This is a genomic window from Mycobacterium sp. DHQP2018-32-09 (assembly GCF_058148405.1).
In genome coordinates this window covers 18,886-37,978 of the sequence record NZ_JBYVYK010000043.1, presented here as the reverse complement: position 1 = coordinate 37,978, position 19,093 = coordinate 18,886, and the positions used below count along the sequence as shown (strand labels likewise).

Annotated in this window: 21 protein-coding genes; 15 read left to right on the top strand and 6 right to left on the bottom strand. The window is 71.5% G+C overall.

The window, feature by feature from the left end:
* The first annotated feature begins 37 nt into the window (after positions 1-37).
* Entirely contained in the window at positions 38-727 is a 690-nt protein-coding gene (gene tenA / locus AC30CM_RS19950) for a thiaminase II (protein WP_490118641.1), read from the top strand.
* Between the two features lie 158 nt (positions 728-885).
* The gene (locus tag AC30CM_RS19945; RefSeq protein ID WP_490118640.1) at positions 886-1,185 is read left to right on the top strand and encodes a DUF4193 domain-containing protein; all 300 of its coding nucleotides are present in this window, start codon (positions 886-888) and stop codon (positions 1,183-1,185) included.
* Here AC30CM_RS19945 and AC30CM_RS19940 read toward each other — a convergent pair.
* Positions 1,182-2,135, bottom strand: a complete 954-nt coding sequence (locus tag AC30CM_RS19940; protein WP_490118639.1) for an enolase C-terminal domain-like protein — start codon at positions 2,133-2,135, stop codon at positions 1,182-1,184. The genes AC30CM_RS19945 and AC30CM_RS19940 overlap by 4 nt on opposite strands.
* Positions 2,136-2,164: 29 nt before the next feature.
* Here AC30CM_RS19940 and AC30CM_RS19935 point away from each other — a divergent pair, with 29 nt between their 5' ends.
* On the top strand, positions 2,165-3,007 hold the full coding sequence (locus AC30CM_RS19935; protein WP_490118638.1) for an aminoglycoside phosphotransferase family protein: 843 nt from the start codon (positions 2,165-2,167) through the stop codon (positions 3,005-3,007).
* Positions 3,008-3,029: 22 nt separating this feature from the next.
* Here the strand turns inward: AC30CM_RS19935 and AC30CM_RS19930 are convergent, their stop codons facing one another.
* Together AC30CM_RS19930 and AC30CM_RS19925 are read right to left on the bottom strand one after the other, a co-directional pair.
* Positions 3,030-3,722, bottom strand: a complete 693-nt coding sequence (locus AC30CM_RS19930) for an Rv0518 family GDSL lipase (protein ID WP_490118637.1) — start codon at positions 3,720-3,722, stop codon at positions 3,030-3,032.
* A 42-nt stretch (positions 3,723-3,764) separates the two neighbouring features.
* Positions 3,765-5,009 (bottom strand): acyltransferase family protein, encoded by a 1,245-nt coding sequence (locus tag AC30CM_RS19925; RefSeq protein ID WP_490118636.1) that lies wholly within the window; start codon positions 5,007-5,009, stop codon positions 3,765-3,767.
* A 250-nt stretch (positions 5,010-5,259) separates the two neighbouring features.
* Here AC30CM_RS19925 and AC30CM_RS19920 point away from each other — a divergent pair, with 250 nt between their 5' ends.
* Genes AC30CM_RS19920 through yaaA form a run of 6 tightly spaced genes read left to right on the top strand, consistent with a single transcriptional unit; the run spans position 5,260 to position 9,413 of the window.
* The gene (locus AC30CM_RS19920) at positions 5,260-5,823 is read left to right on the top strand and encodes a hypothetical protein (RefSeq protein WP_490118635.1); all 564 of its coding nucleotides are present in this window, start codon (positions 5,260-5,262) and stop codon (positions 5,821-5,823) included.
* Positions 5,820-6,386 (top strand): DUF6529 family protein, encoded by a 567-nt coding sequence (locus AC30CM_RS19915; protein WP_490118634.1) that lies wholly within the window; start codon positions 5,820-5,822, stop codon positions 6,384-6,386. The genes AC30CM_RS19920 and AC30CM_RS19915 overlap by 4 nt, the downstream gene beginning before the upstream one ends.
* 21 nt (positions 6,387-6,407) lie before the next feature.
* Entirely contained in the window at positions 6,408-6,869 is a 462-nt protein-coding gene (locus AC30CM_RS19910) for a Rieske (2Fe-2S) protein (protein ID WP_490118633.1), read from the top strand.
* Between the two features lie 21 nt (positions 6,870-6,890).
* Positions 6,891-7,505: a class I SAM-dependent methyltransferase gene (locus AC30CM_RS19905; protein WP_490118632.1), complete on the top strand. Its 615-nt coding sequence runs from the start codon at positions 6,891-6,893 to the stop codon at positions 7,503-7,505.
* Positions 7,502-8,641, top strand: coding sequence for an alkaline phosphatase family protein (locus tag AC30CM_RS19900; RefSeq protein WP_490118631.1), 1,140 nt, complete (start codon positions 7,502-7,504; stop codon positions 8,639-8,641). Before AC30CM_RS19905 ends, AC30CM_RS19900 begins: the two co-directional genes overlap by 4 nt.
* 25 nt (positions 8,642-8,666) lie before the next feature.
* Entirely contained in the window at positions 8,667-9,413 is a 747-nt protein-coding gene (yaaA, locus tag AC30CM_RS19895; RefSeq protein ID WP_490118630.1) for a peroxide stress protein YaaA, read from the top strand.
* 14 nt (positions 9,414-9,427) lie between these two features.
* Here the strand turns inward: yaaA and AC30CM_RS19890 are convergent, their stop codons facing one another.
* Positions 9,428-9,841: a VOC family protein gene (locus AC30CM_RS19890; protein WP_490118651.1), complete on the bottom strand. Its 414-nt coding sequence runs from the start codon at positions 9,839-9,841 to the stop codon at positions 9,428-9,430.
* Positions 9,842-10,020: 179 nt separating this feature from the next.
* Between AC30CM_RS19890 and AC30CM_RS19885 the strand changes: the two genes are divergently transcribed.
* From AC30CM_RS19885 to AC30CM_RS19875, 3 genes are all read left to right on the top strand, one after another.
* Complete coding sequence (locus tag AC30CM_RS19885; RefSeq protein WP_490118629.1) at positions 10,021-10,266, top strand: hypothetical protein; 246 nt, start codon at positions 10,021-10,023, stop codon at positions 10,264-10,266.
* Positions 10,267-10,447: 181 nt separating this feature from the next.
* A complete protein-coding gene (locus AC30CM_RS19880; RefSeq protein ID WP_490118628.1) occupies positions 10,448-11,446 on the top strand; it encodes a TerC family protein in 999 nt (332 codons plus the stop codon).
* Positions 11,447-11,506: 60 nt separating this feature from the next.
* Positions 11,507-12,970 carry an amidase gene (locus AC30CM_RS19875; protein WP_490118627.1) on the top strand — a complete coding sequence of 488 codons (1,464 nt, stop codon included), beginning with the start codon at positions 11,507-11,509 and terminating at the stop codon, positions 12,968-12,970.
* A 30-nt stretch (positions 12,971-13,000) separates the two neighbouring features.
* Here AC30CM_RS19875 and AC30CM_RS19870 read toward each other — a convergent pair whose 3' ends face one another.
* A complete protein-coding gene (locus AC30CM_RS19870) occupies positions 13,001-14,530 on the bottom strand; it encodes a histidine kinase (protein ID WP_490118626.1) in 1,530 nt (509 codons plus the stop codon).
* Positions 14,531-14,629: 99 nt separating this feature from the next.
* On the opposite strand from AC30CM_RS19870, the gene AC30CM_RS19865 reads away from it, so the two are divergent.
* Positions 14,630-14,989, top strand: a complete 360-nt coding sequence (locus tag AC30CM_RS19865) for a response regulator transcription factor (RefSeq protein ID WP_490118650.1) — start codon at positions 14,630-14,632, stop codon at positions 14,987-14,989.
* 10 nt (positions 14,990-14,999) lie between these two features.
* Here the strand turns inward: AC30CM_RS19865 and AC30CM_RS19860 are convergent, their stop codons facing one another.
* Complete coding sequence (locus tag AC30CM_RS19860) at positions 15,000-15,653, bottom strand: response regulator (protein ID WP_490118625.1); 654 nt, start codon at positions 15,651-15,653, stop codon at positions 15,000-15,002.
* A 165-nt stretch (positions 15,654-15,818) separates the two neighbouring features.
* On the opposite strand from AC30CM_RS19860, the gene AC30CM_RS19855 reads away from it, so the two are divergent.
* Together AC30CM_RS19855 and AC30CM_RS19850 are read left to right on the top strand one after the other, a co-directional pair.
* Positions 15,819-16,907: a cupin domain-containing protein gene (locus AC30CM_RS19855; RefSeq protein ID WP_490118624.1), complete on the top strand. Its 1,089-nt coding sequence runs from the start codon at positions 15,819-15,821 to the stop codon at positions 16,905-16,907.
* Positions 16,904-19,042: a xanthine dehydrogenase family protein molybdopterin-binding subunit gene (locus tag AC30CM_RS19850; protein ID WP_490118623.1), complete on the top strand. Its 2,139-nt coding sequence runs from the start codon at positions 16,904-16,906 to the stop codon at positions 19,040-19,042. Before AC30CM_RS19855 ends, AC30CM_RS19850 begins: the two co-directional genes overlap by 4 nt.
* The last annotated feature ends 51 nt before the right edge of the window (positions 19,043-19,093 follow it).

Below are 19,093 nucleotides of genomic sequence, written 5' to 3'. Positions count from 1 at the left end.
GCACGCGACCGCCGCGCCGAGGACGCTGCGTGGCAGGATGCACGCCGTGACCGCCCCGAACGCGCCCACCTGGTCGTCGACGCTGTGGCGCGACGTCGAACCGATCTTCGACGCGATCCTGGCGCACCCCTTCGTCACCGGCCTGACCGACGGCAGCCTCGACGACGCCGCCTTCTGCCAGTACGTCGCCCAGGACGTGCACTACCTGCGCGTGTACTCCCGGGCGCTGGCCATCGTCGGCGCCAAGGCGCCCACCCTGGCCGACACCGCGACCTTCACCAGGCACGCCGCCGAGGTGGTCGACGTCGAACTCGCGCTGCACCAGTCCCTGCTCCCCGAACTCGGCATGGACCCCGCCGCGCTGGATGGCGGCACGCCGGCTCCCACCACCCGCGCCTACACCAGCTACCTGCTGGCCACCGCGTACGGCGGCAGCTTCGCCGAGGGACTCGCGGCGGTGCTGCCCTGCTACTGGATCTACGCCAGGGTCGGGGCCGCGCTCGCCGAACGCGGCTCCGCCGACCCGCGCTACCAGGCGTGGATCGACTCCTACTCCGGCGACCAGTTCGCCGCCACGGTGGCCGAGGTGCTGGCGCTGACCGACCGCGTCGGACCGACGCTCGCGCCCGCCGAGGAAGCCGCCGCGAGGGCCCACTTCGTCACCACGTCGCGCTACGAATGGATGTTCTTCGACGCCGCGCACCGCCGCGAAACCTGGCCCGTCTGACGGCCGTCCGGCAGCGGTGCGGCGCCTCTGGGGCTCACCCGAGAAACGGATCGCTTCGCGCCGCCCGCAGCGATGTTTTCGCGCCGCCCGGGGTGGGAACAATCGGCACCACGGCGGACGTTGACCTGGCGCCGGAACAGCACACGAAAGGAAGCGCCTTGGCCACTGACTACGACGCCCCCCGCAAGACCGACACCGACGACGTCGCCGACGAGTCGCTCGAGGCGCTGGCCGGTCGTCGCAACGACGCCGCCACCGCCGTCCTGGACGTCGACGACGGCGAAGAGGTCGAACTCTTCGACCTCCCCGGCGCCGACCTGTCGGGCGAGGAACTCACCGTGCGCGTCCTCCCGAAGCAGGCCGACGAGTTCACGTGCGCGCGCTGCTTCCTGGTGCAGCACCGCAACCGCCTCGCCCTCGAGACCGACCGCCAGCAGATCTGCTCGGACTGCGTCTAGGACGCGTCGCGGGCGATCCGCAGGCGCCGCAGCACCTGCGCCGCCTGCGCGTCGCTGGCCGCGGTGCGCCGCAACGCGTCCGCATCCGGCGCCGACGGCATGGGTGCCACGGGCAGCCAGCCGTCGGCCGGACGCAGCGACCGCGCGTCGGCCACGACGTCGTCGGTCAGCAGCAGCCGCGTACCCAGATCGCAGGCGAACGGGACATCGGGCAGGGCGCCGGCCAGGGCCAGGCCGGCCGCCAGACCGATGCTGCTCTCCACCGTGGACACCACCACGCACGGCAGGTCGTGACGTTCGGCGTGCCGCAGCGCGCGACGGACACCGCCCAGGGCACCCACCGCCAGCACCGCCACGTCGGCCGCGCCCCGCAACCCGGGGTCATCCGCCGACGCCAGCCACGCGGGCATCGCCACCGCGAGGTCGACGCGTCGCCGCAGCGCGGCCGACTCCGCGAGCGTCATGCACGGCCGGAGCACGAACTGCAGCCCACCTGCGGCCGCCGCCAGCCGCGGCACCGCCGCCACGGCGGTCTCGACGTCCCACGGGCGCACCGGCCGCACCCGGATGGCCCCGTCGGGGCCCAGTGCGTCGCGCACCGCCGCCAGCCGCGCGTCGTCGTCGGCACTCGCCGCCGCACCGCCGTCGACCACCACGTCGGCGGCCGCACAGCCGGAGTCGGCGACCAGTCGTCGCGCGTGCTCGGCGATCACCAGCGGCACCGGCACCGACACCGCGACCCGACCACGCACCGGGTCCGGCCAGCCCACCGTGCCGGGCTCCGTCGCCATCGTCAGCCAGCGCGCCAACCGGTCGTCGGGAGCGTCCTCGGGTGGGCTGAACTCACCCCACCCCTGCGGCCCCTCGAGCAGCGCCCCGACCCGCACCGCCCCGTCGGTCATGGGGAGCGCGAACGCCACCGCGGCGTCGAAGTCGACCATCGTCCTCATCGCTGCCCAACCTATCCCGGAGAGACGTCGTGAGCGGCGAGCCGTCACCACCGGACCCGGCGGTCGACATCCGCGTCCTCGGCGACCTGATCGCCGAATGGGATCTCCGTCCCGACGGCGACGTGCTCGGCGACCCGCACACCACCGTGGTGCCCGTGCGCACGCGCGACGGCGGCGCCGCGGTGCTGAAGATCGGCGGACACCGGCATGCACACCTGGCGCTACGCCGATGGGCCGGCACCGGGGCGGCCCGGCTGTTGAGTGCCGATCCGCATCGCCACGCCGTCCTGCTCGAACGCCTGCACCCCCGTGACCTCGGCGACGAGTGGGACGTCACCGCGTGCGAGATCGTGGCCGAGGTGTCCGGCCGTCTGCACGGCGCCCCGATGCCGCAACTGCCGGCGCTCGCCGACGTGATCGGCCCGTGGCTCGACGACCTCGCGGCCCTGCCGCGCGGTGCGGCCATCCCCCACCGCCTGGTGGAACAGGCCGTCGCCGTGGGGCGGGACCTCGCCACCGACCCGGCGACCAGCGCGACGCTGATCCACGGCAACCTGCACTACGGCACCGTGCTGGCCGCCGACCGCGAGCCGTGGCTGGCCATCGCGCCGCGCCCGATCAACGGCGACCCCCACTTCGAAGTGGCTCCCATGCTCTGGCACCGCTGGGACGAGGTCGCCGGCGCCATCCGCGACGGCGTGCGGCGACGCTTCTTCACACTGGTGGACGCCGCGGGCCTGTCCGACGAACGCGCACGCGACTGGGTGGTGCTGCAGATGGCGCACGCGGCCGAGCGGGAGCTGCGCGGCCTCAACCCGGACGCCGCCTGGGTGACGACGTGCGTCGCGGTCGCCAAGGCCGTGCAGGGGTGACGGCAGCCCCCGCCGCGCCCCGCTAGAGGCGGCGCGGCAGTTCGGCCCCGATCAGCGGGGCGATCTTGTCCGCCATGTAGGCGTGTCCGGCGTCGGTGGGGTGCACGCCGTCGGCGCCGATCAGGTCCGGGCGGCCGACGAACCAGCCCTCGGCTATCGGGTCGACGAAGGTGGCGCCGGCAAAACCGGCGGTGGTGCGCAGCACGTCGCGGATCTGCAGCACCGCGGGGGGCACGTCGGCCGTGGGCCACGGCGGACCGATGACGAGCAGCCGGGCCCCAGGGGCGGTGCGGTGCGCGAAGTCGAACGCGCCCTGTGACATCGACGCCAGCGCCAACGGGTCGACGCCCTGGTCGTTGCGCGAGCCGTAGAAGACCACCAGCGTGTCGTCGGGTTGGATGGCGCGCGGCGCGAGATCACCGAAGACGCTGTTCTGGTAGCCGCGCACCACGTAACCCGCCCGACCCTCCGCAGCGACGTCGGCGTCGATCGACACCCCCTGCCGCGACAGCCGCTGCCAGGCCAGCGTGGTCCAGTTGGCCGGACCGTTGCCCCCTTGGTCACTCCCGGTGGTGTACGAGTCGCCCACCACGGCAACGTGGTTCGGCGCCGAACTGACACCGGCGGGCGTGACGGCCAGTACCCGCGGCGCGGCGTGCGAGACGCACCCGAACACCGTCAACAGGGCAACCAGCAACGCAACAGGACGGCCCACCAGGCATCCTCCCCTCAAGGCCGGCGCGGGCCGGACGCGACGTCACCCGGCGCGTGCCGGGCGGGACTGCGACCGTTCCTCACGGTCGGCAAGGCTCTGCAGCTTACCCGCGCCGGCTGACGATTCGCCGTGCGCGGCCTCACGCTCGCCCGCTGGGACACTGCGCACGTCGACCATGCGCCGCATCCACCGCCGCGCCGGCTCCTCGACCACGTGATACAGCAGGCTCGACAGCGCGAACACCAACACCAGCAAACCGAGGAACAGGAACTTCCCGCCCGTGCCCGTCAGCGTCAGCTCGAACTGCTTGGCCGTCCAGATCCACGCCTGATGGACGAGTTCGTGCGTCATGTAGACCGCGAAGGACACCTGGCCGAGATAGATCATCACCCGGCCCGACAGCAGCCGAGGCAGGCTGCCCGCGCCGATCGCCAGCGCGACGATCAACGGCACGAACAAGACGTCGACGACACCGCCGGCGTCGGGGTTCTTCGGCAGCGGATGGGCGTCGAAGTGGTACAGCGTCGCAACGATCGCCGCCAGCAGCAGGATCGACGCGTAGCCGGCCGCCCGCTGCGTCCTCGCACCGGGATGCAGCTTGCGGACCGCCGCACATGCCAACGCCCCCGCGGTGAACTGCATGACGATGCGGGGCAGCCAGCTCCACGGCGTGTAGAAGTGGCCGGACACCAGCAGCAGCACCACCGGCGGCAGCGACACCGCGACGGCCAGCAGCAGCAGGCTGCGGGCTCGGGTGGCTCGGGCAATCCGGAAGATCACCAGCACCAGGCCGCCGAAGAGCAGGTAGGCCAACCATTCGGCGCTGATGGACCAGGCAGGGCCGTTCCAGCTGGTGCCGTCGAAGTACGGCTCGAACCACAGCTGCACCAGGAACAGTTGCCGCAGGTAGCTGGTGGCGTTGAAGGGGTCGACGTTGTCCGGCGGGAAGCGACCGACGTAGAGCGTGAACACCACCCACAGCACCGCGAGGTGCATGGTGACCAGGTAGACCGGCCACACCCGCGCCAGCCGCAGCCACAGGAAACGCAGCGTCGCGCGCGGGGAGAACGACGGGCCCATCTTGTCGAGGTAGTTCCAGGTGAGCACGAAGCCGCTCAGGATGAAGAACAGGTCGACACCCTGGGCCCCCCGGTCGAGCACGGGCTTGAGCGCCGAGGAGAAGTCCGGAAAGGCCTCCCAGAGGAGCGGCCGGAAGTGGAACAGGACCACCCATATCGAGGCGACGATGCGAAGACCGGTCAGGGCCTTGATCTCACCGCTGCGCACGACACTCTTTCCGTATCTGGTTTCGTATCTGGCTGTTGTCGCTCCCGGGCACGCGGGACGTGCTTTCGCATTGCCCGCGTCGGCCGCCCGGGATCACACGGGAGCCGGCGTCACGGCCTTCGCAGGGTAACAGCGCCGCGCGCGCCCGCGCGTGTCCGCAACGCTGTGGCTTGGCTGTCACCGGGTGATCTCCACGCGATCTCCACCGCACCTCCAAGCACGCGGCGTGCGGTGCGGGCACCGTCGGGGCATGACCAAGAACAGCGTTCCCCGACCGGTCCTCACCATGGCCGCGGTGGCCGCCGTCGGCGCCGGACTGTGGTGGGCCAACCTCGCCAACACCCCGCCGACGCCCGCCGCGACCGTCGTCTCGGCGCAGCGCGCCCAGCCGCAGCCCACCCAGCCTCAGCCCACCCAGCCTCAGCCCACCCAGGCGCAGCCCACCCGCGCACCCGGCACCGCGCAGCGCCCGGCCCCGCTGACCGCGCCGGCTCCCACGCCCCGGTTCGCCCCCGCCTACGCCGGCGCCGTCGACACCGCAGCGGGCCGCATCACGATCGACCTCACCGTGGCAGGCACCCCCACCGACACCGAAGCTGCCATGACGCCGGCCACCGGCTACGTCTGCGACGGCGCCGCGCTCGAGAGCTGGCTGCGGGGCACTGCCTCCGACGGCACGCTGCGGCTGGCCGACCAGGGCGGCACCACCCGCATCCAAGGCCGACTGCGCGGCGACGACGTCGTCGGACGGCTGTGGATCGGCGAACGCAGCTGGGACTTCGCCGCCGCCCCGACGTCGGGGTCCCGCCGATGACCGCCACCGAACCCGTCACGCGACCGGCGCAGGCGCCCACCACCTCGACCCTGGCGGTGCTGGGGTGCGTGCTGACGGGGTCGGCCGTCGCCGTGGGCCTCGGCGTCTTCGCCCACGCGCACGAACCGCGATTCTTCGCGCTGTCGCTGGTGGGCTTCGCCAGCGGTGCCGCAGTCAAGACATGGCTGGCCACGCTGGCCGTGGGGCTGGCGGTGTTCCAATTCGTCTCGGCCTTCGCGATGTACGGACTGTTGCCCGCCCGCCGCTCCCCCGGCTGGCTGACCGCCGCCCACGTCTGGTCCGGCCGGTTGGCCGTGCTGGCGTCGGTGCCGGTCGCGGTGCACTGTCTGTTCGCGTTGGGGTTCGCCACGGCCCATCCGCGGGTGCTGTTCCACTCCCTGTTCGGCTGCTTCTTCTACGGCGTGTTCGTCACCAAGATGCTGCTGCTGACCCGCCGCGGGCTGCGGCCGTGGGTCATCCCGGTCGTCGGTGGCCTGACGTTCTTCGGGCTGGTCTTCGCGTGGCTGACGTCGGCACTGTGGTTCTTCCAGATCGCGTCGTAGCGCATGCGCCACAATCGCCTGATGAGCTCCAGCCACCGACGTCCGGACGGCCCGTCCCCCCACGACACCGCCGCACCGTCGACCCCCGCAGCGTCCCGCCGCGCCGTCCTCGCCGGACTGGGCGCCACGGCCGTGGCACTCACGGCCTGCAGCACCTCCGGCAGCGCGCCGGAGGCCGCCCCTGCCCCGACCGACGGGCCGTTGGCGAAGGTGGCCGACGTGCCCGTCGGATCGGGGGTCGTCGTCGGCAGCGGAGCCGACGGGGTGGTGGTCACCCAGCCCAGCGCCGGTGTGTTCAAGGGGTTCTCCCCGGTGTGCCCCCACGCCGGGTGCTCGGTGTCGAAGGTCGCGGGTGGCTCCATCGTCTGCCCGTGCCACGGCAGCCGGTTCAGCCTCGAGGGCGCCGTGCTGGACGGCCCGGCCACCAAGCCGTTGACCCCCAAGCCAGTTGCGGTGCAGGGCGATTCGATCGTCGCGGGCTGACCGCGCGATGCCGGTGGCAGGATGGCCCCGGTGAGCACGCGATGGCAGCACACCGACGCACCGCGCGGTGACGACTACGACGCCCGATGGCGGGCGCTCGAGCAGCGCGGCCAGGGCATCCACGGCGAGGCCGACGCCGTCACCGCACTGCTGACCGACACCGGCGGGACGCGCGTACTCGACGCCGGGTGCGGCACGGGGCGGGTCGCCGTCGAACTGGCGCACCGCGGCTTCGACGTCGTGGGTGTCGACGCCGACGCCGACATGCTCTCGACGGCGCGGGCGAAGGCGCCGTCCCTGCGATGGGTCGAGGCCGACCTGGTGGACGTGGTCACCGCCGTCCCCGATCTGCAGGCCGACCCGGTCGACGTGGTCGTGCTGGCAGGCAACGTGATGATCTTCCTGGCAGACGGAACCGAGGGCACGGTGCTGGCCGAGCTGACGCGCTGCCTGCGGCCCGGCGGCCGCCTGGTGGCCGGCTTCGGAGTGCGCCCCGACCGGTTGCCCCTCGACCGCTACGACGCGCTGGCCGCGGCGGCCGGGTTGATCCCCGTCGCGCGGTGGGCGACGTGGGACGGGCGACCGTATGCCGACGGCGACTACGCCGTGTCCGTGCACGCGAGGGCGCACGGGTGAAACCCACCCCGCTGCCCGCGCCGGATCGCGACCTGGCGCACCTGTGCGACGTCGTGCCCGCCGTGCTCACCGCGATGGGCGCCCCGGGTTTCGAGGACCGCATCGGCCTCGACGGTGACGTCACCGGGGCCTGCGTACTGCTGATCGACGGGCTGGGCGCCGAACTGCTCGACGCCCACGCGGCCGACGCGCCCGTCCTGGCGGACCTGCGCGGTCGCACGCTGAGCGTGGGCTTCCCGTCGACCACGGCGGCCGGCTTGGCCGCCGTCGGCACCGGTCGACGCTCCGGCGAACACGGCATGGTCGGTTACACGTTCCGGGTGCCCGGCACCGGCGTCGTCAACGCCCTCACCTGGCAACCGCACCCGCACGGAGCCGACCTGCGCGACACCCTCGAACCCGAACGCGTGCAACCGCTTCCCACCACGTTCGAACGCGCCGCCACCGCCGGCTTCGACGTCGCGGTGATCTCGGCGGCGCGGTTCGACGGCTCGGGCTTGACGCGCGCGGTGCTGCGCGGCGGCCGCTACGTGGGCGTGCACGCTCTCGGCGACCTGGCGGCCCGGGTCCGTGACACGGTCGCCGGCGGCGGATTCTGCTGGGGCTATCACGCCGACCTCGACATGCTCGGGCATCTCCACGGCCCGGGTTCGGAGCCGTGGCGCATGCAGCTGCGCCAGGTCGATCGTCTGGTCGGCTCGGTCGTCGAGACCCTTCCTGCGGGCGGCCTGCTGGCCGTCGTCGCCGACCACGGCATGGTGACGGTGACCGACCACGTGGACCTGGATGCCACCCCCGAGCTGTGGCAGGACGTCGACGACGTGGGCGGCGAGGTGCGCGCCCGCCACGTGTACGCGCGCTCCGGCGCCGCCGCCGACGTGCTGACCCGGTGGCGCGAAGTGCTGGCGGAGCGGGCCTGGGTGGCGTCTCGCGAGGAGGCCATCGCGGCGGGCTGGTTCGGCCCGCGCGTGTCCGACGCGGCGCGCTCCCGCATCGGCGACGTCGTCGCCGCAGCGCGCGGCGAGGTGGGGATGGTCCGGCCGAACACCGAGCCCGTGGAGTCGTCGTTGGTCGGGCACCACGGTTCGCTGAGCACGGCCGAGCAGCGCGTGCCACTGCTGCTGGCACGCCGGTGATCCGCCTCGATTACCCTCGACGCCCGTGATCGTGCTGCTGCCGCCGTCGGAGACCAAGCGCGACGGCGGCGAGGGACATCCGCTGGACCTGGCTTCGATCGGCATACCACTGCTCACCCCGATGCGGGCCACCCTCGTCAACGAGGTGCTCGACCTCGTGCGGGACCGCGCGGCGGCGCGCGCGGCGCTGGGGCTGTCGGAGAAGCAGGACTTCGAGATCGACCGCAACGCGGCGCTGCTCACCTCCCCGACCATGCCGGCCATCAGCCGCTACACCGGGGTGCTCTACGACGCGCTCGACGTCGACTCGCTGCGGGGGTCGGCGGCGATGCGGGCGCGCTCGGTGCTGATGATCGGATCGGCTCTGTTCGGCATGGTCCGCGCCATCGACCCCATTCCCGCGTATCGGCTGTCGGCCGGATCCAAGCTGCCCGATCGGCCCTCCCTGGCAGCGCGCTGGAAGCCCAGCCTGGAGCGCGTGCTGCACGACTGGTCCGGGCACCACCTGATCGTCGACCTGCGCTCAGGGGCGTACGCGGCGCTGGGCCGCGCCCCGGAGGCCGTCACGGTCGACGTCGTGTCCGAGAAACCGGACGGCACCCGCGCCGTGGTGAGCCACTTCAACAAGGCGCACAAGGGCCGGCTGGCGCGGGCGCTGGTGAGTTCGCGGGCCGAACCCGACGACGCCGCACAGGTGGCTGCCATCGCCACGCGCGCGGGCATGCAGGTCGAGCGCGACGGCAACAAGCTGACCGTCGTGGTGCCTGCCTGACGACGCCCTCCGGGCTAGAGCGTCCCGAACAACTCCACGGCGTTGCCGTCGGGGTCGGCGACGAACATCCAGCCCATTCCGGGGAACGGCTCGAATTCCGAGGGCCCCTCGACGACCTGATACCCGGCAGCCTGGATCGCCTCGGCCGCCGCCCGCAGCCCCGTGATGCCGATCGTGAAGTACCGCAACCCCGCCTGCGCCGGCCCGCCCCCCGGGACGACGGGCGCGGCGGGCGGCTGGTGGTAGGTGACGAGCTTGAGCACGCAGCCCCCCAGCGCGTACCGCCGCTGCACGCCGGTCGCGAAGGCGATCTCCCCCTGGAACTCCAGGCCCAGGAAACCCTCGTAGAAGGCGACCATCGCGTCCAGGCCGGTGGTCACCAGCCCGATCTCGACGGTGGGGCTCAACAGCTCGAACTTCACGCTCACCTCGGTTCGGGTCGACGGGCGGCCCATGGGGGCGGCTCGTCGCGAGCCTAGCGACGCCGCGCGGGCGCGGTGACCGGTTCTACGGGAACCCCTGGGCCGGCGCGCCCTACGCTTGATCTACGCGCACCATCTACGCGCACCGTGATGACGCGCACCGTGATGACGTGCACCCTGATGACGTGCACCGTAGCCACGACCCGACGAAGGGCACGGACATGCAGACGTTCTGGCGTTACCTGAGACTGCAGGCGTTCATCCTGGTCTGCGGCATCGTCGGGCCGATCTTCCTCGTCACCTACTTCGCCGTTCAGCCCGACCCCACCGTCAAGTGGATGTACTGGTGCGGCCTGTTCATCACCGCCGCCGACCTGCTCATCGGGCTGTCCGTGGGGGCGAGCCTGGCCCGCAACCGCCCCGACCACTGAGACGCGCACGCGACCCCGCGTTTCCGCGATCGGCGAGCCGTCTGTCACACTTGTCGGCGAGGGGAGTATTCCTTCGCCGCGGTGTCGTCATCACGTCGTCCACAGTTGGGCGGCCGGTGCCGTGGGCCGCATCCTGCGGTGGCAGAGACCTCGGGCGTTTTTTGCTACCCCGGAGGCACCTTTGAACGTATCCACTACCGAGTGGATCATCACGCTCACCGTGACGATCGCCGTCCTGCTCTTCGACGTGGTGATGATCGCCCGACGTCCCCACGAACCGACGATGAGGGAGTGCTCGATCGCCCTGTCGGTCTACGTCAGTGCGGCCATCGCCTTCGGCCTGTGGGTGTGGTTCTTCCACGGCGGCAACTTCGGCCTGGAGTTCTTCGCCGGCTGGCTCACCGAGTACAGCCTCTCGGTGGACAACCTGTTCATCTTCCTGATCATCATGGCCAGCTTCAACGTGCCGAAGAAGTACCAGCAGGAAGCCCTGATGGTCGGCATCATCCTGGCGCTGATCTTCCGCGGCATCTTCATCGCGCTCGGCGCCGTCGCGATCAACCAGTTCTCCTGGGTGTTCTACATCTTCGGCCTGTTCCTGGTCTACACCGCGATCAACCTGGCCCGCGACACCGACCACGATGACGACGGCGACAACGCCGTGGTCAAGTTCGCCCGCAACCACCTCACGCTGACCGACAAGTGGGACGGCCTGAAGCTGTGGATCCGCGAAGACGGCAAGCGCCTGATGACGCCGATGTTCCTCGTGATCGTGGCGCTGGGCACCACGGACCTCATCTTCGCGCTCGACTCGATTCCCGCGATCTACGGTCTCACCAAGGAGCCGTACCTGGTCTTCGCGGCGAACGTGTTCGCGCTCATGGGGCTGCGGCAGCTGTACTTCCTGCTGGGCGGGCTGCTCAGGCGGTTGGTGTACCTGTCCTACGGGTTGGCGTTCATCCTCGCGTTCATCGGCGTCAAGCTGTTCCTGCACGCCCTCCACGAGAACGAGTTGCCGTTCATCAACGGTGGCGAGCACGTCGCGGTGCCGGAGATCCCGACCCTGCTCAGCCTGGGCGTGATCGTCGTGACGCTGGTGGTGACCACCGTGGCCAGCCTGTGGAAGACCCGGGCCGACGACAAGAAGGACGACGAGCTCTCCGACGACAGCGTGAGCTGACCCGGCCTCCTCCGGGGTGGCGGCTTGCCCCGCGCGGGCGCACCCCGGAGGATCGGGGCGATGGACCTGAAGTCAGCCATCGAACTCGCCGACGTCGACGCCGTCGGGCAGGCAGCACTGATCGCGTCCGGTGAGACGTCCGCGGTGGAACTGCTGGACGCCGCGATCTTGCGCGTCGAGGCCACCCGCTCCCTGAACGCCGTGATCGCAGACCTGTTCGACCGCGGGCGGGCCCAGGCTCAGACGCTGGATCAGACCGGCGCGCTGCGCGGCGGCGGGCACGGTCCCGTGGCCGGAGTGCCGTTCCTGCTCAAGGACCTCGGCGCGTCGCTGGCCGGTGCCCCGGAGGCGATGGGGTCCCGCGCGTTGGCCACGCACGTCGCCGAGGAGTCGGCGTGGATCGTGGACCGTTACCTCGCCGCGGGGCTGGTGCTGTTCGGCAAGACCAACACCCCCGAGTGGGGCAATCACTGCACGACGGAACCGTCGCTGTTCGGCCCGACCGTGAACCCGTGGGGCTCGCACGTCACGCCGGGCGGGTCGAGTGGCGGGTCGGCGGCCGCCGTCGCGGCGGGCGTCGTGCCCGCCGCCTCGGGCGGTGACGGCACCGGATCGATCCGCGTCCCGGCCTCCTGCTGCGGGTTGGTGGGGCTCAAACCGCGCCGCGGCCGCACGTCGTTCGCGCCGAGTGCCGGACACGGGTTGGAGGGCCTGGTCAACGAACACGCGTTGACCAGGACGGTGCGCGACAGCGCCGCCCTGCTGGACGCGGTGGCGGGCACCGAACTCGGCGATCCCTACACCGCCCCGGCGCCGCCGGGCTCCTACCTGGCCGCCATCGCAGAACCGCCCGCGGCGCAGCGCATCCTCACCACCTCGGTGTCCCCCTTCCCCGGTGTCCACACCGATCCGGACGTGGTGGCCGCCGTCGAGTCGTGCGCCGCGACGCTGGCGGGGCTCGGCCACCGCGTCGACCCCGGTGCCCCCATGGTCGACGCCGACGAGGTGGCCGACGCCATCGCGATCCTGCACACGGTGAGCAACGCCGGACTGCACGCACTCGCGCGCGCCCACCTGGGCCGCGACCCGCGCGAAGACGAGTTCGAACCCAGCACGTGGGTCATGGTGCGCGAAGGCATGCAGACCACGGGGGTGGCCTACGCGTCGGCCATCGCCGCCGTCCACGAGCAGACGCGGCGGTTCGCCGCGGGCATGTCCGAGCACGACGTGCTGCTGGTCCCCACGCTGTTGACCCCGCCGCCGCCGTACGGACTGCTCGACCAGCCGCGGGGCACGACCAGGGCCTTCTTCGACGTCGAGTTCGCCACCACCGGGTGGACCGCCCTGGCCAACGTGACCGGCTGGGCGGCGATCTCACTGCCGCTCGGCGTCAGCGCAGGCGGGCTCCCCATCGGGGTGCAGCTGATGGCGCCCGACGAGACGGTGCTGCTGCAGTTGGCCGCCCAGCTCGAGCAGGCCACGCCGTGGCGGGATCGCCGGCCGGCGGGCCGCGTAGGGCACTGAGGGTCGCCGGGCACGGCACCCCGGGCAGTCTCAGGCCGCGGGCACCGGGATGCGGGCGTGCACCGCGGTGCCCTCGCCGGGGCGGCTGGTCACCTCGATGCGGCCGGACACGGCGTCGACGCGGTCCTTCAACCCGATGAGACCGCTACCGCCGCCGGTGGTGGCTCCCCCGACCCCGTCGTCGACCACCTCGATGCGCAACTCGTCCTCGGCGAGGGCGGCCCGCACGGTGACGCCGTCGGCCTGGGCATGCTTGGCGACGTTGACGAGTGATTCGGCGACGACGTAGTAGGCGGCGACCTCGATGCGCTCGGACAGTCGCCCGTCGACCGCCAGTTCCAGGCGCACCGGCACCGTCGACCGCCGGCACAGCGTCTTGAGCGCGGGGCCCAGCCCGCCCTTGGACAGGATCGCCGGATGGATGCCGCGCGACAGCTCCTGCAACTCGGTGTAGAGGTCGGCCATGCCCTGGATCAGGTTGTCGACCTGCTTGCGCAATGCCGCTTCGGCTTCCGGGATCGACGCTTCGAGCGTGCGCAGCCCCAGCCCGAGCGAGACGATCCGCTGCTGCGCGCCGTCGTGCAGGTCGCGCTCGATGCCGCGGCGCGCCTGGTCGGCGGCCGCGACGACGCGGGCACGCGACGCCCGCAGCTCGGTTGCCGTCTCCGCGTTGCGGATCGCCGTCGCGACGAGGTCGGCGAAGTCGCAGATCTGGGCCTCGGTCTCCTCCGGCAGCGGCTCATCGTCGGTCGAGCCGACGATGAGCGCGCACCGCGGCACGCCGTCGACCATCACGGGCGCCCCCACCCCGGACTTCAACCCCAGATCGCGCAGGTGCGCGGCAAGGGCGCCGCTGACGCCGGCGTAGTCGTCGATGCGTGCGGGCGCGCCCGTGTCACGGATCCGCCGGGTGACGCTGTCCCCGTCGAGACCGAACCGGTCCCCCGGCTGCATCCGCCGCTGCGCCGCGTCGTGGGAGGCGAGCACCTCGCAGCCGTCGTCGACGAACCCGGCCAGGGTGACGTGCTCCAGGTCGAGGCCGCGGGCGAGTTCCGACACCGCGGCGGGATACACCTCGGCCGGTTCGGCGCCGCGGGCCACGATCGTGGCCACGCGGCGCAGTGCCGCCTGCTGCCGGGCCAGCGCCGTGGCGACGCGGCGGCGATCCTCGGACTCGGCGGCCCGTAGTCGAGCCTGGCCGGCGAGCACGTTGATCAGCAGCGCCAGCGGTAGGAAGACGAACACCGCCGGGAACAGGCTGTCGCTGCCCTCGAGGTGGATGTAGACGTACACCGCGGCGCTGACGATCGACGTCGCCAGTGCCACCGGGAAGCTCCACCCGGCCGAGATCACCAGCACCCCGAGCAGGAACACCGCGCCGAACGCGTTGTCCGGTGCCACGCGGCGTAGCAGGTGCACCAGCGCGACCTCGGCGAGGATCAGCGCAGCGGCCACCACGAAGCCCCATGCCATGGGACGTCCGTGCGGGCTGAGCAACAGCGCCAGCAGCCTCGACCGCAGGGGTTGGCGCGCTGCGGGGCCTTCGGCCGAATCAGTCATCGAATGGGGATGGTAGTGCGTCAGCATCCATGCGCGGATTCCTGCTAGCGGCAATGCCGCACGCCGGTGGCGCTGCCACACTCGATCCATGTGGTGGCCATGCGTTGTTTGATCGTCGACGACAGTGCGAACTTCCGCGATGCCGCGAGCAGCATGCTCGAGCGCGCGGGGATCGAGGTCGTCGGCATGGCGTGTAGCACCGCCGAGGCGCTGGACCGCTACCGCGAGTTGCGGCCCGACGTGACCTTGGTGGACGTCGACCTGGGCGCGGAGAGCGGTTTCGACCTGGTGGCCGAACTGGAGCGGGCCGACGATCCGCCGCCGCCGACGATCCTCATCTCGACCCACTCCGAGCACGACTTCGCCGACATGATCGCCGCCAGCCCGGCTCTGGGCTTCGTCCCGAAGTTCGCGCTGTCTCCGGCCGCGATCCTGAGCCTGCTCGGCCGGGAAGCGTGACCGCGGTCGCTCACAGCGAGTCGAGGTACATGATCACCGCGCGCACGCGGCGGTGGTCGTCTCCCGTGTCGGGCAGGTTCAGCTTGGTGAGGATGCTGCGGACGTGCTTCTCGACGGTGCCCTCGGTGACCCAGATGCGTCGGCCGATGCCGGCGTTGGACAGGCCCTCGGCCATGAGCCCCAACACCTCTCGCTCGCGGGCGCTCAGCGCTTCCAGGGGATCGTCGCGGCGGCGGGCCGACACCAGTTCGGCGACCAGGGCGGGATCGACCACCGAGGCACCGCCCGCGATGCGCCCCACCGTGTCGACGAAGTCCGTCACGTCGGTGACGCGGCTCTTCAACAGGTAGCCGATGGACCGTCCGCCGGCCAGCAGTTCCATGGCGTGATCGACGTCGACGTGCGAGGACAGCACCAAGATCGCGATGTCCGGCCACTTTTGGCGGATGGTCTTGGCGGCGTCGAGTCCCTCGGTGTCATGACTGGGGGGCATCCGGATGTCGACGACCACCAGTGCGGGCGCCAGATCGGCCACCAGGTCCAGCAGCGCCGTGGCGTCACCGGCCTGACCGACGACGTCGAAACCGGAACGGTCGAGCAGGCTGGCCAACCCCTCGCGCAACAAGACGTCGTCATCGGCCACGACCACTCGTACGGCGTTCATCGCGACGATTCTCGCATCCAGCTCACGGGATTACCGGCTGGCATGAAGAATCTCCTCCGGAAATGCTCACCGGTCGCTGGCAGCCAGCCGAGACGACAGCGCGGCTGATGCGCGCGAAGCTGATCCGGTACCGCAGATGGCAGTGATTAGAGAGAGGGCCCGATCATGACGACGAGCACACAGCCGAGCACGCAGCCGAGCACGCAGCGCAGCACGCACACTCTGTCCCTGCTCAACGGAGAGATCGTCGAGGAGAACGACTTTGGCTCGATGCGCCGGGTCACCGCCGACACCTTGCCGATCTTGAAGAACCTCTCGATCAAGCGCGTGCTGCTCCAGCCCGGGGCGATGCGGACGCCGCACTGGCACGCCAACGCCAACGAACTCACCTACTGCGTCCGAGGCACCGCGCTGGTGTCGGTGCTGGACGACGGCAGCAGGTTCTCGAACTTCGTGGTGACGGCGGGCCAGATGTTCCACGTCGCGTCGGGGGCGCTGCACCACATCGAGAACGTCGGCGACGACGTGGCGGAGTTCATCATCGCGTTCCGGAACGAGCGGCCAGAGGACTTCGGCCTGGGCGCCACCTTCGGCGCGTTCTCCGACGCCGTCCTGGGCAACACCTACGACCTGCCCGCCGCCGATCTGGCCACCATCCGTCGCGACACCCGTGATCGCAAGCTCGCCGCCCGCGTCGGAGACCCCGAGATCCCGGCATCGGCGTACTTCGGCGATCCGCACAAGTTCGACATCGAGGCGCAGCAACCCGGGCTGAACTACGTCAGCGGCAACGCCCGCTTCGCCCGCGACCAATTCTGGCCGGCGCTGAAGGACATCTCGATGTACTCGCTGCGCGTGACGGAGGACGGTATGCGCGAACCCCACTGGCACCCGGTGACCGCCGAGATGGGCTACGTCCAGCACGGCGACGCCCGGATGACGATCATGAATCCCGATGGCACGCTGGACACCTGGCTGCTGACCACCGGAGACGTCTACTTCATCCCTCGGGCCTACCCGCACCACATCGAGAACGTGGGCACCGACCCGTGGCACTTCCTGATCTTCTTCGATCAGCCGTTCCCCGCGGACATCGGCTATCGCGCCTCGGTCAGCGCCTACTCGCGCGAGGTGCTGGCCGCCACGTTCGGCACCCACCTCGAGAACCTGCCGGCGTTCCCGTTCACCCCGCACGACCCCTTGATCGTGAGCCGCACCAACGCGCTCGACCCCGTCGCACCCACGCAGCCGTGACGGCGATCGGGCGGGCCCTGCCGCGGGTCGAGGCGCACGAGAAGGTGACGGGTACGGCGACGTACACCGCGGACGTCACCGCGCCGGGATTGGTCCACGCCGTGCTGGTGGGCGCGCAGATCGAGCGCGGTCGGATCGTCGCCGACTCCCTGCGCGCCGCCACCGCGGCCGCCGCTGCCGCACCCGGGGTGCTCGCGGTGCTCACGCCGCTGAACCGTCCGCCGCTGTACCCGCCGCCCGACGACATGAGCGACGACCTGCCGTTGGAGCGGCGGGTGCCACTGGCCGACCTGGAGGTACACCATGTCGGCCAGCACATCGCCGTGGTGGTGGCCGACACGCTCGAGAACGCCACGCACGCAGCGGCTTCGATTCGGGTCGACTACGAGCGGGCACCCGCGGACCGGCGGGCCGCCGACGTCCTGGCCGCCGATCCGGACCCTGGCAGCGGGCCGGTGCGTCGCGGGACCTACCGTCCCGATCACTTCGTCAAACTCGTCGAGGAGTCGCTGCAGGACCGGCGAGGGCCCGACGCCGCGCCGGCCGGTGACGTGTCGGTGAGCGCCCGGTTCACCACCAGCCTCAACGCGCACTACCCCATCGAGCTGGCGGCGACCGTCGCCGCGTGGCATGGCGACGTCCTGGAGATCCACGACACCACGCGGTGGATCACCGGCGAACGCCGCGCGCTGGCAGCGCAACTCGGCATCCCGCAGGAGAACGTGCACATCCTGTCCCCGCTCGTCGGCGGGGCGTTCGGCTCGAAGAGCTTCCTGTGGATGCACGTCGTGTTGTGTGCGGCCGCGGCGCGCGTCGTCGGCAGGCCCGTCAAGCTCGTCGTCACCCGCAACCAGATGTTCACCGCGACGGGGCATCGTCCCCGCACCGAGCAGGACGTCACGCTCGTCGCCGACGGCGACGGCCACCTGCTGTCCACCGAACAGCACACGCTCACCGAGACGTCGACCGTCGCCCACTTCTGCGAGCCCACCGGGTTGTCGGCGCGCATGCTGTACGCGTCGCCGCGACTGGCGGTGTCGCACACGGTGGCCCGGATCAACGCGCCGACACCGTGTTTCATGCGCGGGCCGGGTGAGGCTCCTGGCCTGTTCGCGCTCGAGGTGGCGATGGACGAGTTGGCGGTGGCGAGCGGCGTCGACCCGGTGGTCTTGCGCACCCGCAACGACGCGGCGATCGATCAGCCGAGCGGCCGCCCGTGGGCGGGCAAGCACCTCGACGAATGCTACGACCAGGGGATGCGACGGTTCGGCTGGGCCCGGCGCGCCCCGCACCCGCGTGCGACGCGTCGGGACGGCGCGCTCGTCGGCTGGGGCATGGCCACCGCCACCTATCCCGGACGCCGGATGCCCGCCTCGTGCGCCGTCACCACGGGTTCCGACGGCGTCGTGCACTTCGCCTCGGCGACCCACGAGGTGGGCACCGGCGTCCGTACCGTGATGACCCAGGTGGCCGCCGACGCTGCCGGCCTGCCACTCGAACGCGTGCGCTTCTCCTCGGGCGACTCGGCCTTCCCCGACGCTCCCTACAGCGGCGCCTCGCAGACGACGGCCACCGTCGGCTCCGCCGTGCACGCGGCGGGCCTCGAGTGGCGCAGGCGCGTGGCCGCAGGAGATCCCGCACCCGCGTTCACGGTCAGCGCGGGAGGAGCCGACGAGTCGGGCCCGGTGTCGCAATCGTTCGGCGCGCACTTCTGCGAGGTGGAGGTCGACGAACGGATCGGGCGCCTCGCCGTGACCCGCTGGGTGGCGGTGTTCGACTGCGGTCGCGTGCTCAACCCGACCCTGGCCCGCAACCAGGTGATGGGCGGAATCCTCTTCGGGCTCGGCATGGCCCTCATGGAGCGGGTGCCCTTCGACGACCGGACGGGTCAGCTGATCGGCGAGTACTACGTGCCCACCCATGCCGACGTGCCGGCCTTCGACGTCGCGTTCGTCGACCGTCCCGATCCCACGCTGGACCCCATCGGGGTGCGCGGCATCGGCGAGATCGGCGTGTGCGGGGTGGCCGCCGCGATCGCCAACGCCGTGTGGCACGCCACCGGACGCCGACTGCGTTCCCTGCCGATCACCCTGGAGGACCTGATGATTCCCTTCGACGAGGAGACCACGACATGACGGCTGACACGACGGCCGACATGACGGCTGACACGACGGCTGACATGACGG

Bases quoted from the DNA above. Each gene is read 5' to 3' on its own strand.
- tenA (WP_490118641.1), top strand. From the start codon at position 38: ATGCACGCCGTGACCGCCCCGAACGCGCCCACCTGGTCGTCGACGCTG.
- AC30CM_RS19940 (WP_490118639.1), bottom strand. From the start codon at position 2,135: ATGAGGACGATGGTCGACTTCGACGCCGCGGTGGCGTTCGCGCTCCCC.
- AC30CM_RS19920 (WP_490118635.1), top strand. From the start codon at position 5,260: ATGACCAAGAACAGCGTTCCCCGACCGGTCCTCACCATGGCCGCGGTG.
- AC30CM_RS19915 (WP_490118634.1), top strand. From the start codon at position 5,820: ATGACCGCCACCGAACCCGTCACGCGACCGGCGCAGGCGCCCACCACC.
- AC30CM_RS19910 (WP_490118633.1), top strand. From the start codon at position 6,408: ATGAGCTCCAGCCACCGACGTCCGGACGGCCCGTCCCCCCACGACACC.
- AC30CM_RS19905 (WP_490118632.1), top strand. From the start codon at position 6,891: ATGGCCCCGGTGAGCACGCGATGGCAGCACACCGACGCACCGCGCGGT.
- AC30CM_RS19875 (WP_490118627.1), top strand. From the start codon at position 11,507: ATGGACCTGAAGTCAGCCATCGAACTCGCCGACGTCGACGCCGTCGGG.
- AC30CM_RS19870 (WP_490118626.1), bottom strand. From the start codon at position 14,530: ATGACTGATTCGGCCGAAGGCCCCGCAGCGCGCCAACCCCTGCGGTCG.
- AC30CM_RS19865 (WP_490118650.1), top strand. From the start codon at position 14,630: ATGCGTTGTTTGATCGTCGACGACAGTGCGAACTTCCGCGATGCCGCG.
- AC30CM_RS19860 (WP_490118625.1), bottom strand. From the start codon at position 15,653: ATGAACGCCGTACGAGTGGTCGTGGCCGATGACGACGTCTTGTTGCGC.
- AC30CM_RS19855 (WP_490118624.1), top strand. From the start codon at position 15,819: ATGACGACGAGCACACAGCCGAGCACGCAGCCGAGCACGCAGCGCAGC.